12 protein-coding genes are annotated in these 13,392 nt (G+C 35.1%); all 12 read left to right on the forward strand.

The features are described 5' to 3' along the window. Positions 1-5: 5 nt before the first annotated feature. Genes JYK00_RS05740 through murA form a run of 12 tightly spaced genes read left to right on the forward strand, consistent with a single transcriptional unit; the run spans position 6 to position 13,375 of the window. Positions 6-1,271 (forward strand): cell division protein FtsA, encoded by a 1,266-nt coding sequence (locus JYK00_RS05740; protein WP_207565970.1) that lies wholly within the window; start codon positions 6-8, stop codon positions 1,269-1,271. A gap of 12 nt (positions 1,272-1,283) precedes the next feature. After that, complete coding sequence (gene ftsZ / locus JYK00_RS05745; RefSeq protein ID WP_207565971.1) at positions 1,284-2,339, forward strand: cell division protein FtsZ; 1,056 nt, start codon at positions 1,284-1,286, stop codon at positions 2,337-2,339. Further along, the gene (locus JYK00_RS05750; RefSeq protein WP_207565972.1) at positions 2,320-4,020 is read left to right on the forward strand and encodes a GspE/PulE family protein; all 1,701 of its coding nucleotides are present in this window, start codon (positions 2,320-2,322) and stop codon (positions 4,018-4,020) included. Before ftsZ ends, JYK00_RS05750 begins: the two co-directional genes overlap by 20 nt. Beyond that, complete coding sequence (locus JYK00_RS05755) at positions 4,004-5,176, forward strand: hypothetical protein (RefSeq protein WP_207565973.1); 1,173 nt, start codon at positions 4,004-4,006, stop codon at positions 5,174-5,176. Before JYK00_RS05750 ends, JYK00_RS05755 begins: the two co-directional genes overlap by 17 nt. A gap of 54 nt (positions 5,177-5,230) precedes the next feature. Next, positions 5,231-5,788: a ribosome recycling factor gene (frr, locus tag JYK00_RS05760; protein WP_207565974.1), complete on the forward strand. Its 558-nt coding sequence runs from the start codon at positions 5,231-5,233 to the stop codon at positions 5,786-5,788. Continuing rightward, complete coding sequence (gene uppS, locus JYK00_RS05765) at positions 5,785-6,465, forward strand: polyprenyl diphosphate synthase (RefSeq protein WP_207565975.1); 681 nt, start codon at positions 5,785-5,787, stop codon at positions 6,463-6,465. Before frr ends, uppS begins: the two co-directional genes overlap by 4 nt. Further along, positions 6,462-7,268 carry a phosphatidate cytidylyltransferase gene (locus JYK00_RS05770; RefSeq protein WP_207565976.1) on the forward strand — a complete coding sequence of 269 codons (807 nt, stop codon included), beginning with the start codon at positions 6,462-6,464 and terminating at the stop codon, positions 7,266-7,268. Before uppS ends, JYK00_RS05770 begins: the two co-directional genes overlap by 4 nt. 22 nt (positions 7,269-7,290) lie before the next feature. After that, positions 7,291-9,885: an alanine--tRNA ligase gene (gene alaS / locus JYK00_RS05775; RefSeq protein WP_207565977.1), complete on the forward strand. Its 2,595-nt coding sequence runs from the start codon at positions 7,291-7,293 to the stop codon at positions 9,883-9,885. Between the two features lie 4 nt (positions 9,886-9,889). Beyond that, positions 9,890-10,906 carry a rod shape-determining protein gene (gene mreB / locus JYK00_RS05780; RefSeq protein ID WP_207565978.1) on the forward strand — a complete coding sequence of 339 codons (1,017 nt, stop codon included), beginning with the start codon at positions 9,890-9,892 and terminating at the stop codon, positions 10,904-10,906. After that, positions 10,903-11,538, forward strand: coding sequence for a hypothetical protein (locus JYK00_RS05785; protein WP_207565979.1), 636 nt, complete (start codon positions 10,903-10,905; stop codon positions 11,536-11,538). The genes mreB and JYK00_RS05785 overlap by 4 nt, the downstream gene beginning before the upstream one ends. Beyond that, positions 11,525-12,118, forward strand: a complete 594-nt coding sequence (locus JYK00_RS05790; RefSeq protein ID WP_207565980.1) for a diguanylate cyclase domain-containing protein — start codon at positions 11,525-11,527, stop codon at positions 12,116-12,118. Before JYK00_RS05785 ends, JYK00_RS05790 begins: the two co-directional genes overlap by 14 nt. A 6-nt stretch (positions 12,119-12,124) precedes the next feature. After that, positions 12,125-13,375 (forward strand): UDP-N-acetylglucosamine 1-carboxyvinyltransferase, encoded by a 1,251-nt coding sequence (gene murA, locus JYK00_RS05795; protein WP_207565981.1) that lies wholly within the window; start codon positions 12,125-12,127, stop codon positions 13,373-13,375. Positions 13,376-13,392 lie beyond the last annotated feature (17 nt).

Consider the following 13,392-nt stretch of genomic DNA (forward strand, 5'->3'; position numbering starts at 1 on the left):
TAACCATGAGCAAGTGGAACCCTATAATATCTATTGATATTGGAAACGATACTTTGAAAGGAATAGTTGTGAACAATAGACAGGATGGTAAAGAAGTTGTTGCATATTCTGTGGTAAAATCCCGGGGAATAGAATTGGGCGATATTAAAGATGTTGTAGCGTTAAATGATTCAATGAATGTACTTTTAGATAATTTAGAAGAACAAGTAGGTAAGGTTTTAAAAGGCGATTTCGTAGTTTCTTCGAGTTGCGGGAATTACGAGTTAAAAGACGTGAAAAGAGAAATGATTTTGTCTGAAGATGACGCTATACTTGTAAATGAAAGGCATTTAGAGGATTTAAAAAGCAATTTACTTGCGGATATAGTAGGTGATAACAATATAGTATTTCATATTTATACAAAAAGATACATTATAGATGAAAGAAAAATAGTGTTTAATCCTGTAGACATGTATGCAAGTAAAGTAGGAGCAGTCTTTTCGATAATTTTGGGAGATAGTATTCACAGAAGTATTGTTGATTACGCAACAAGAGAAACTATCGGGGATGCAGAGTATTATATTTCCCCTGTTTCAGAAGCTGAAGCTGTGTTAACTAACATGGAAAAAGATAGAGGGGTTATGCATATAGATCTTGGTCATTTTAGTACTGTAGTAACAGTCTTTTTGAACGGGGCTCCTGTGATGCTTGTGAGGGTTCCTGTTGCTATAAGGCAGGTGATTTTAGATATTGCTCGTGTTTTAAGGACTTCTATTTACGAAGCTGAAAGGCTTTTAAAAATACATGGAATAGCTGTTTTTAATTCAATTGAACCTGCATTAATAGAATACAAAGCTCTTGATGGACGTACGAGCTTGGAAACGGATAAAATAAGGTTAGCACGAATAATCCACGCGCGTTTAAGAGAAGTATTTATGAAAGTTAGGAGAGTTTATAGAGAGGCTGTCATTACTTTTGAAGAGTTTAAAGATCTTGGAATACCTGGAGGTGTGGTATTATCAGGCGGAGGAGCAAATATCCCGCGTGTTACAGATGTAGCCGCAGATATATTAAAGTGCCCTGTTAGAGTAGGAGGATTAGCTTTTATAGAAGATTATTTTATAGAAGAAAATGAAAACGTGCTGGTAGATCCTATTTTTGCAGCGGCTTTTGGAAATATCATTAGTTATGAGAAATCTGAAGGAAAGTTACAATACACAGGATATAAAAAGACTGGCAATAGTTTAAGCCTTTCTGAAAAGATTGCAAGTTTATTCAGAAAATTATTTTAAGGAGGAATGGTTATGGCTTTTAATATAAGAATAGAAAACGAAAGTGTGAAAAAGTTGCCGGTTATAAAAGTTATAGGGGTTGGCGGTGCTGGATGTAATGCTGTAAACAGAATGGTGGAGACAGGCATAAAAGATGTGACTTTTGTTGCAGTGAATACAGATGCTCAGGTTTTAGAAATTAACAAAGCTGATGAGATTGTACAGATTGGAGAAAAACTAACTAAAGGATTAGGTGCAGGGGGAAATCCCAAAATTGGTGAGGAAGCAGCCCTTGAGGACAAAAAAAAGCTGGAGGAACTTCTTCATGGAACAGATATGCTGTTTATAACAGCTGGTTTTGGTGGTGGAACTGGAACAGGTGCAGCGCCGGTTATTGCTGAAATTGCGAAGAATCTTGGGATTCTTACCGTTGCGATAATTACAACTCCTTTCTTTTTTGAAGGTACACCACGTTGGAAAGCTGCAATGGAAGGGATTAAAAAGATTCATGGCAAAGTTGATACTTTAATAAAAATTAGTAACAATAAACTTTTGGAGGAGCTTTCAGCTGATACGCCTCTGGTGAATGCATTTGCAAGAGCGGATGAAACGCTTCATCAAGGAATTAAAGGAATATCGGAGTTAATAACAAAGCGTGGATATATTAACCTTGATTTCGCAGACATTGAGTCTGTTATGAGGGGAGCAGGAGCAGCTATGCTTGGTATAGGTATTGGGAAGGGTAGTAAAAGAGCTCTTGAAGCTGCCCGTGGAGCCATGGAAAGCAGACTTATAGAACATCCTGTGGAAAATGCAAAGTCACTTATTTTGAACATTACTGCTCCTAAGACGTTTAAACTTCATGAAATGCAGGAAGCAGCTATGATAATAAGACAATCATGCAGTGAAGATGCTGACATGAAATTTGGTGTAATAATTGATGAAGAAGTTCCTGAAGATGAAATAAGGGTTACTTTAATAGCTACAGGATTTGATCAGGAGGAAGATTTCTTATTTTCCGAGGATGATATCCCTGCCCTATTCAAATTCGGGCTGGAGGTAATGGGTGATGACGGAAAAGAAATATAAACGTCTAGGAGACATTTTGATAGAAAAAGGAATAATAACAGAGCTGGATTTGAAAAAGGCTCTGGAGATTCAGCGGGAAACAAAAAAACCCATTGGACAGGTGCTGGTGGAGTTAGGTTATTGTACCTGGGAGCAGTTGACTAAGGCACTTGCAGAGCAGTATAATGTAAATTTTTATTCAAAAATCCCAGAAATTGATTCTTCTTTGAGAAATAAGTTTAAAAAAGAATTAATGGAAGAGTTGAGATTTTTACCTGTAAAAGAAGATGAGAAAAAAATTACGATTGTCACGGACAATGTATATAATATACCATTGATAAAAAGAAGGTTAAAATTTTTTCTCAACAAAGATGTGGAAATTTATCTTATAGCTCCTGACCTTTTCGAAGAAATGAAAATGATTTTTTCCTCCAGCGCAGGGTTGAATCTTGAAGTTGATAATATCATTTACAATATTTCTGAAGAGGAAAGCGAAGAAGCAATTGAAGAGGAGCCATCACATGAGGATACTCCTATAGTTCGTCTTGTGAATAATATAATAGAACATGCTATTGAACTTGATGCAAGTGATGTTCATATAGAACCAACTTCAAGAAAGGTTATTATAAGGTATAGAATAGACGGTGTACTGAAAAGAGTTACAGAGTATCCAAAAATAAGTCATAATTCGGTTATCACAAGAATAAAGATTCTTTCAAAACTTGATATTACCGAAAGAAGGTTACCTCAGGATGGGAAGTTTTTTATTAAAAAGGAAGGAGAACAGTACGATTTTAGAGTCTCTACAATGCCGTCTGTTCACGGCGAAAAAATTGTCATGAGAATATTAAAGGTTTCTCATTCTAAAAGGCGGTTGGAAGATTCCGGGTATACTAAATACAATTTTGTTAGAATTCAAAAACTAATAGAACATCCTCATGGGATAATCCTTGTGACTGGACCAACTGGAAGCGGAAAAAGTACTACGCTTGTTGGTATAATTAATACTTTAAATCACGAAGGAGTTAATATAATTACAGCTGAAGATCCTGTTGAATATACAATTGAAGGAATTACGCAGTGCCAGGTTAATCCTGAAATTGGATTGACCTTTGCGCGTTATCTTAGGGCCTTTTTGAGACAGGATCCTGATATAATAATGGTTGGAGAAATAAGAGACAGAGAAACTGCTCAATTAGCAGTAGAAGCATCATTAACCGGGCATTTAGTGTTGTCGACATTGCACACAAACACCGCTGTTGGTGCTATTGACAGACTTATAAATATGGGAATTGATCCGTCGCTTATAAGTGCCTCTTTAATAGGGGTAATTGGGCAGCGACTTGTAAGAAAAGTGTGTAAAGACTGTGCTGTTAAAAAGGTGTTGCCTGAAGAATATGAAAATTTAGCAAAAAAACTCTACCCGGAAAAGGAAACTGTTCAATATATAGGGAATGGTTGTCAGGTTTGTAATAATACAGGTTATAAAGGAAGAACAGCAATAGCAGAGGTTTTAATGGTAGATGATGAAATTAGAAAAGCTATAAATCAAAAGGCATCTACATCTGAGTTAACGCGAGTTGCCCGTAAAAATGGCATGAGAACATTATTTGAGGATGGTTTTTTAAAAGTGCTTAGCGGAGAAACAACGTTAGAAGAAGTGTTAAGGATAGCAGGGGGATATAATGCAGAACAATTATAATAAATTAAGGGAAGAGAAAGAAAAAAAATTAAAGGAAGAAATAAATGCATATAGGCGAAGAAGTGTGTACTATCTATTTATAAATATTTTTATAGTTGTGATTCTGGTGTTTGTAGTTATGAAATTTAGAGCACCAATTTCTACTACTTCACAAATAGTTGATGGGTACCAGTTTATTATAAAAACTTCTCAGGAGTATTATTCTGATGAGCAAATTAAGGCAAGAGTTTATATTATCAATACAAGGAATAGAAATAGAAAATTTGTTTTAAATTATTTTAAATTTTCGATTGAACGAAAAGACGGACAAAGTATTTACAATTTTGATTATAATTCTCAGATATCTTCAGAAATAGAAGCTTTAAAAAGTCGGTTAGTTTTTGAACTTGAGAGAGAAGCGTACCTTTCAAGACTCAAGTCGGGTGAATATTTAATTAAAGCGGAAGCGTTAATAAATGGGAAAAAGCTCTCAACGACAAACTATTTTGTTGTTAAAGAGGAAGTAACATATACGTTGCAGGTGGATCCATTTTATGTTGTTAATGAAGAATTTCTTCCAAAATTGGTGGTGCGTAATAGAACTTCAAGTCCAACAGATTTACGAGTCAAAAGTATAGTATGGAAAATAGAAAAATCAGATGTAGGAAAAGTTATTTTTGTTAATAAGCAGGAAAAGGAAAATACCTATTCTATAAATTCTGGTGAAGTTTTGATTTTTGAACCTGAAAAAACTTTTGTTGTAAAAAGCAAAGGAATATATAATGTAAAAACTGTTTTGACAGTCAATGATATAGTAAAAAGTAGTGCTATTGGAATAAGAGTAATAGATTTTCCAGAAAGAACTTATAAGAATATTCAGGCCAATGTGTATTCCGATGAACTTCTTTTAGCGAAGAAAAAAGTTACGCTCCATGTGTCACTTACTAATAAGTCATCAAAGGAACGTTTTTTAAAATTTTCTTCCCTATCGCTTCTTATTCCCGAGATAAATTATAATTATGAAATTTCTAATTCTAAAGTTTACATACCGCCTTCTGGAAGTGAAATAGCTTTAACGGTTCCCGTGTTTTTTCCAAAGGGTGGAAAATATACTTTTGTAATTCAACTTGTGGGTCAGGAACGTAAAACTTTTTCATATGAGGTAGAAATTCCATGATATAATATTCACTGTATAAAAAATGAAATTAAAATTGTTAGGAGGTGTGTTTGAATGAAGCCTGTTTTCATCAAACAGACAGAAGAAAAAATGAAAAAAAGCGTAAATGCAATTGAGGAAGAGTTGAAAAGATTAAGAACAGGCAGGCCTTCACCTGCAGTTTTAGAGGAAATAAAGATTGATTATTATGGAGTACCTACGCCTGTTAATCAGGTGGCAACTATAAGTGTTACAGAAGATAGGGCGCTTGTAATAAAACCGTGGGAAAGAAATATATTGAATAATATAGAAAAAGCTATTCAGGCCAGTGATCTCGGTTTGAATCCCATAAATGATGGGAATGTAATAAGGTTGATATTTCCGACACCCACTACAGAACAAAGGGAAAAATGGGTGAAGAAAAGTAAAGAAATAGTTGAGCAGGGGAAAATAGCTATTAGAAATATAAGGAGAGATGTTTTAAAAGAATTAAAAGAAATGAAAAAAAATGGTGAAATGTCAGAAGACGATGAAAAAAGGTATGAAAAGGAAGTACAATCTCTGACTGATAAGTACATAAAAGAGCTGGATAGTTTGTTTGAAAAAAAGGAAAAGGAGATCATGGAATTTTGAGTTTGACACACATAGCTTTCATAATGGACGGTAATGGACGCTGGGCGCGAAAGCGTCATAAACCGCGTGTTGAAGGACACCTCAGAGGAGCTTATAAAATAGAAGAGGTCGTTCAGTGGTGCGCTGAAAGGAATGTAAAGTATACCACATTTTTTGCATTTTCAACTGAAAATTGGAAAAGGCCTAAAAGTGAAGTAGATTTTATTTTTAACCTTTTGATAAATAAAATCTCCGAATTTTACGAGCGAATGAACAAACAGGGAGTCAGGTTGATTTTTACAGGACGAGTTAAAGAGATAAGTACCAGAGTTTATAAAATCTGTAAAGAATACGAGGAAAAAACCAGAAATAATAGCAGAATAATAGTGAATATGGCACTGAATTATGGTGGAAAAGCGGAAATAGTGGATGCTGTGAAAAAAATTATTGAAAAGGGAATTAAGGAAGTAGATGAAAAAAGTTTTAGGAATTTTTTGTATGCTCCTGAAATCCCAGATCCAGATTTGATTATTAGAACATCTGGCGAAATGAGATTAAGTAACTTTTTAATATGGCAAGCTGCATACAGTGAACTTTATTTTACAGACGTTTATTGGCCGGATTTTTCCGAGGCAGATTTAGATGAGGCTATAAAAGATTTCAATGCTCGTCAAAGACGTTTTGGGGGGATAAAGTGAGTGAGACAAAAGTAAGAGTCATAAGTGCCTTAATAATTGCGCCATTTGTAGTTGCGTGTTTTGTAGCTTATAATAGCCTGGTTGGACTGGTAGCTTCTATAGTGTTTTTGTCAAGCTCTGAACTATTTTTTTCTACGTTAAAAAAATACAGAAAAATGGGAACACTATTTTTTTATATTGCTATAGTTACATCATATCCTGTGTTGTATGGGATAGTTTTTAAAGACAGACCTCTTGAGTTACTCAGTGTTTTATTTATAACAGGAATAACTGGTACTTTATATTCTGTTAGAAGACTTGATAGGGTTCTCGAACATTATTTGATGTTTGCTCTGGCATTAATTTATATATCATTTAATTTGTCTTTTTTTATACCAATGTATGCAAAACATGGAGCTGCGTTGGCACTTTTAACACTTACGTTAAGCTGGGCGTTTGATTCTTTTGCATACTTTACTGGTGTGAACTTTGGAAAACACAAGATATCAAAAGTTTATAGTCCTAACAAAAGTATTGAAGGTGTTATTGGAGGAATTTTTGGAACTGTTTTATACTCATTTATTTATCTCTGGATTGCCAATATTTTTGTTTCTGAAAACATACCACTCTGGTATTCTTTACCGTTTGGAATTATCACGGGCTTTTTTGATACGTTTGGAGATTTGTTTGAATCTTCCATAAAGAGAGTGTATAGCGTAAAACATATGGGTAGTATAATGCCAGGTCATGGAGGAATGTTAGACAGAATAGATGGTTTATTATTTGTTGTTCCAATAATTTATATTTTCTTAGAATACTTCTAATTGTCTCAGGAGGTGCTGAAGTTTGAAATATATGGAATCTTCGGAAATAAGGAGAACATTTCTTGAGTTTTTTGAGAAAAAAGGGCATAAAATATTACCAAGCGCATCGTTGGTACCTAATGATCCTCAACTTCTTTTTACTGTGGCTGGAATGGTTCCATTTAAACCTATATTTTGGGGAAAGGTAAAACCTGTTTATCGTAGGGTAGCGACATGTCAAAAATGTATAAGGACCACAGACATAGAAAATGTTGGAAAAACTCCAAGGCATCATACATTCTTTGAAATGCTTGGAAATTTTTCATTTGGAGATTATTTTAAGGAAAAGGCTATTGAATGGGCCTGGGAATTTGTAACTCAAATTTTGGAAGTTCCTGAGGATAAACTCTGGATTTCTGTCTATGAAGAAGATGAAGAAGCTTATAAAATCTGGAGTGGGCTGGGAATACCTGAATATAAAATTGTAAAAATGGGAAAAGAGGATAATTTCTGGGGACCTGTGGGGCCAACAGGCCCCTGTGGCCCTGATACGGAGATATTTTATGATACTGGTATAGAAGTTCCAACCATTGACGGAAAATCCCCGACGCCTGCCAATACAGAAGGTCGTTTTGTTGAGATATGGAATCTGGTATTTACAGAATTTTATCAGGATGAAAGTGGGAAACTGCATCCATTGGAAAAAAAGAACATAGATACCGGTGCAGGATTAGAAAGAATAGCTGCCATGATGCAGGGAGTTTATTATAATTTTGATACAGATTTATTTGAACCGATTATCAAAAGGATAGAAGAAGTTTTAGGGGTAAAATATAAAGATTTAAAAAAGACAGATGTTTCTATAAGAGTAATAGCAGATCATGTGCGGGCTGTGACCTTCCTGATAGCCGATGGAGTGTTGCCTTCAAATGAAGGAAGAGGTTATGTGCTGAGAAGAATATTGAGAAGAGCGTTAAGGCATGGAGCACTGCTGAATTCAAAAGAACCATTTTTATATAAAGTTGTTGACGCTGTGGTTGAGAAAATGGGTAGCATTTATCCACAGATAAAGAAAAGGGCGAGTTTCATAAAGGAAATAACTCTGGGAGAAGAAGAAAGATTTTTAAAGAATTTAAGCAGGGGTTTAGAACTCGTTGAGAAAATAGCTCACGAAAATAATCTTTACATAAGCGGCGAAAATGCATTTAAACTTTATGATACATATGGATTTCCAATTGATATTCTTAAAGACATAGCTGAAGAGAATGGGTACGAGCTTGATGAAGAAGGTTTTGAAAAATATATGTCTGAACAGAGAGAACGTGCGCGTGCCGCTCTCGGGAATGTGGAATTTTCTAAGAAGACCGATTATGAAAATTTAAATGTAAAGACAGAATTTGTCGGGTACGAGAAAATGTATAGCACTTCAAAAGTGCTATCAATAAAAAAAGGCAACAATTTTGTCGAACATATAGAGAATTCAGAAGGGGAAATAGTGTTATCTGTAACCCCTTTTTATCCTGAAAAGGGTGGACAGGTTGCAGATACAGGTGTAATAAAAGGACCAGCTGGTGAAATGGAAGTAGTCCATGTGTATTCCCCTGTTGAAGGAGTAATAGTTCATAAAGGCTATGTGAGCGGAAGAATTTTAGTAAACGACATGGTTGAAGCCAAAGTAGATACGGAAAAACGTAAATACACAATGAAGAATCACACAGCAACTCACATCTTGCATGCGGCTTTAAGAAAATTGCTTGGAGAACATGTAAAACAGGCTGGATCTTTAGTTGAACCCAGGAGACTTAGATTTGATTTTACACATTATAAAGCGCTTTCAAAAGAGGAGATTGTAAAAATAGAGAATCTGGTGAATGATGTTATTATGCGGGCTATTCCTGTTGTTGTTGAGGAAAAAGCGTATAGTGAAGCAGTTAGAGAAGGAGCTGTAGCGTTGTTTGAAGAGAAGTATGGAGATGTTGTAAGAGTAGTGAAAGTAGGAGAATTTAGTGAAGAACTATGTGGAGGTACGCACGTTCATAATACCGGAGAAATAGGTCTTTTCAAGATTGTATCCGAGAGTTCGGTAAGTGCTGGAGTCAGGAGAATAGAAGCCATAACAGGTATGAACTTTTTGGAAAAGTATAGAGAACTGACAAAAATAGTTGATTCTGTTAAAGATGAGTTGGAAGTTTCAGAAAATGATATGATAGATAAAATTCAAAAATATAAGGAAGAAATTAAAAAATTAAAGAATGAGATTAAACAGTTGCGTTCTAAAAATATTAACTTTGATGAAATCTTTAAAAACTCAAAAAATATCAATAAAATAAAATTCGTTACAGCAGTTTTTGAAGGAATGGATAGTAATGTACTAAGAGAAGTTGCTGATAAATTGATAGACAAAGGATTGGATCTTGTTGCGTTATTTAACGTGGTTAGTGAAGATAAGATTTTAATAGTTGTTAAGAGGAAGAAAGGTGTAGAAAATTTGCATTCTGGAAATATAGCAAAAGAGCTTGCCAGGATATTAGGTGGAGGCGGAGGTGGACGTCCAGATTTCGCTCAGGCGGGTGGTAAGTTGAAAAATAAATTGCCTGAAGCGATTGAAAGGCTTGAAAGTTTAATAAAGGAGTGTTGAGTGTATGATTTTTAAAAGACAGGATCTGGGAATAGATTTAGGTACGGCGAATACGTTAGTTTATGTGAAAGGTAAAGGAATAGTTGTAAATGAACCATCTGTAGTGGCGATAAATGTCGAAACTGAGGAAGTTATAAAAGTGGGGGAAGAAGCAAAGAGAATGCTCGGGAAAACCCCGGCATATATTAAAGCCATTCGTCCGTTAAAAGATGGTGTTATAGCAGATTACAATATTGCCCTGGCAATGCTCAATTATTTTATAAATAGGGCTCAAAATGGTTTTTCGTTGTTCAGACCAATGGTGGTTGTAGGCGTTCCTGTTGGTATAACAGAGGTAGAAAGCAGAGCTATTTTAGAAGCAGGGAACGAAGCAGGAGCAAAGCGTGTATTTTTAATAGAAGAACCTATGGCTACGGCAATTGGGGCAAATCTTAATGTTGAAGAACCTTCTGGAAATATGGTAATTGATATTGGTGGAGGAACCACGGAAATAGCTGTTATATCTCTTGGAAGCCTTGTGACGTGGACTTCCATCAGGTTAGCTGGAGATGAATTGGATGAGTCAATAGTTCAGTATGTTCGCGAAATATACAGGGTTATTATAGGAGAAAGAACTGCAGAACGTGTGAAAATGGAAATAGGGAACGTTTACCCTGACAAAGAATATGATGAACTTGAGACATATATAACAGGGATTGACCTTTCAACGGGGCTTCCTAAAAAATTAATATTAAAAGGCGGAGAAATCAGGGAAGCTTTGAAGCCCATTGTTATGCAAATTATAGATGCAACAAAGTCTACCATAGAAAAAACTCCTCCAGAACTTGTTGCGGATATTACTGAAAAAGGAATAGTTGTAGCAGGTGGTGGTTCTCTCTTGAGAGGAATAACTAAGTTAATTTCTAAAGAAACTGGTATAGATGCTATAAGGGCTGATGAACCTATGACATGCGTTGCGCGTGGAGCTGGTATGGTATTAGATAAGCTTGATATACTTTCGCGATTAAGGAGGAACGAATGAAATCAGAAATATTGGTCTTTTCTATATTGATGCTTCTATTTCTGTTTTTTTTCAATCTAATTTTTGAGAACTATCCTGCGGAGTTCGTTTATAATATTTATCGGGAATTTTCGTACCCTTTGTTTTATTTTAGAAAAACAGTAAATGAATTTTTTGATAGTAAAAACTACGTGTATAATATAACACTTTTTGGGGATTCTTTAACCACTCACGATATTATAAGCGAAGATGCAGAAGGTTTCTATTTGTATAAAGTTGAGACAAGAGGGTTAGTGTTTACAATAGATGGAAGTTTTGTGGGATTTGTGAGAGAGACAGGAAAATATGCGTATTTTAAAAAATGGTGGTATGATTCTTTCAGAGTAACGGTAGTGGCTGAAGAAAAGTTGGAAATAGAAGCTTTTTACAATAGGGGAAACTTAATTATAGAAGATAACATAAAAGTAAATAATGCAAATGTCTATTTATCTAAATTTTTACCTTATGGAAGACTTTTGGCTGCTAATGAGATAAGAATCGGAAGGGTAGTCAGTGGAAAATTTTATCCAGATATTCCTGAGATTGGTATAAAAACTAAATTGGTTGTTGTTGAGGATTATTTGAAGGGGGGAAATTCCAATGGCGGCTTATGAGAAAATGAGCAAAGAAGAACTTATTAAGAAGCTAAGGGAACTTGAGGATGAGAATACAGCTTTAAAGAATAGGCAAAACGAGCTCGAGTCGCTTTTGTACGAATATTCGGAGATAGTTAAAAGGCAGTTTGAATCTTTCGATAGTTTTATAAAAGACATTGGTACAAAACGAATGATTGATCCGCTTACCAGGGTATACTCTCGCGAACATATTTATAAGTTAATAAATTACTATCATCAAAAGGCTTTTGAGGAAAATTTTGAATATTCGTTAATAACTGTAAAGGCGTTAAGTTTTGGCGAAAGTAAAGAATTAGAAAAAGAGCATACCCTTATTTTAATAGGGAAAGTTTTAAGAGAAGCTGTAAGGGTACCACTCGACAGTATAGGACGATATAATGAAAATACTTTTATAGTTCTTCTTACTGAAATCACACGTGAAGATGCTATAAAAGTTAAAGAACGAATAGCAAAACTTTTAGAGCTTAAAATTCCTGAGCTTAAATTTGAAATAAAATTAGCTTCATATCCTTCTGATTCTACTAATTTAGAAGAGCTAATTGATATGGTTAAGGACTGAGATAACATGGGATACTTTTTAGTTAAAAAATCTACCTTAGAGGGAACAGTTAAGATCTCCGGTGCTAAAAATTCTGCACTTCCCATTCTGGCAGCATCTTTGTTAACGGATGAACAGGTTGTATTAAAAAATATTCCCGACCTTGCCGATGTGCAAACCATGTTTTGTATTCTCAGAGAAGCGGGGAAAAAAGTTGTTTTTGAAAATAACACAGTAACCATAAGTGGCCAGGTGAAAAATGGAGAAATTTCTTACGAACTTGTTAGGAGAATGAGAGCTTCTTTTAATGTATTGGGGCCACTTGCATCTGTTTTGGGAAGCGCAAAAGTTGCATTGCCAGGGGGATGTGCTATAGGTGTTAGACCAGTAGATTTTCATATAAAAGGTCTGGAAAGATTAGGGTTTGTTATAGAAATAGAACACGGTGAAATATGTGCGAAATTTGAAAAAAAAGAAAGAGAAGTGACTTATTTTCTGCCATTTCCAAGTGTTGGGGCCACAGAGCATATTATGACAACCGCTGTTTTACTTAATGGGATTACAATTATAGAAAATGCTGCTATGGAACCGGAAATAGTAGATCTTCAGGATTTTCTAAATAAAATGGGAGGAAAAGTTAAAGGTGCAGGGTCTAACAGGATAGAGATAGAGGGTGTTTCTTCGTTAAAAGGGGTAGAATATACCATAATTCCAGACAGAATAGAGGCAGGAACATATGCAATAGCATTAGCTGCGACTGGAGGCTCAGGCTTTGTTGAGAACATTGTTCCAGAACATCTTGAAACACTGTGGGAGATTTTGAAGCAAACCGGTACGACAGTAAAAAAATTTAAAGATAAGATATTTATAAAAGCACCTGAAAAAAAATATTCAGCAAAAATTAATGTTTTACCATATCCCGGTTTTCCCACAGACCTTCAACCTCAAATAATGGTTTACCTGTCCACAGCCTCTGGCGTGAGTACAATAACAGAAAATGTATTTAAAAATAGATTTTTGCATGTAGATGAACTAAGAAGGATGGGAGCTGATATATATTTATCAGATGGAACAGCGATTATAAATGGAGTAAAAAGTTTAAGTGGAGCCAAAGTGGAAGGAACGGATTTGAGAGCAAGCGCTGCGCTTTTGATAGCAGGATTTATGGCAAATGGCTATACTGAGATACATAATGATTTTCATATTTTACGTGGTTATGAAAGAGTTGTGGATAAATTTAGAAAATTAAATGGAATAATTGAGCATGTAGAAAGATAACTGAGGAGGGCAAACAA

Origin of the sequence: Thermosipho ferrireducens (genome assembly GCF_017358165.1) — a bacterium.
Lineage (GTDB): Bacteria > Thermotogota > Thermotogae > Thermotogales > Fervidobacteriaceae > Thermosipho_B > Thermosipho_B ferrireducens.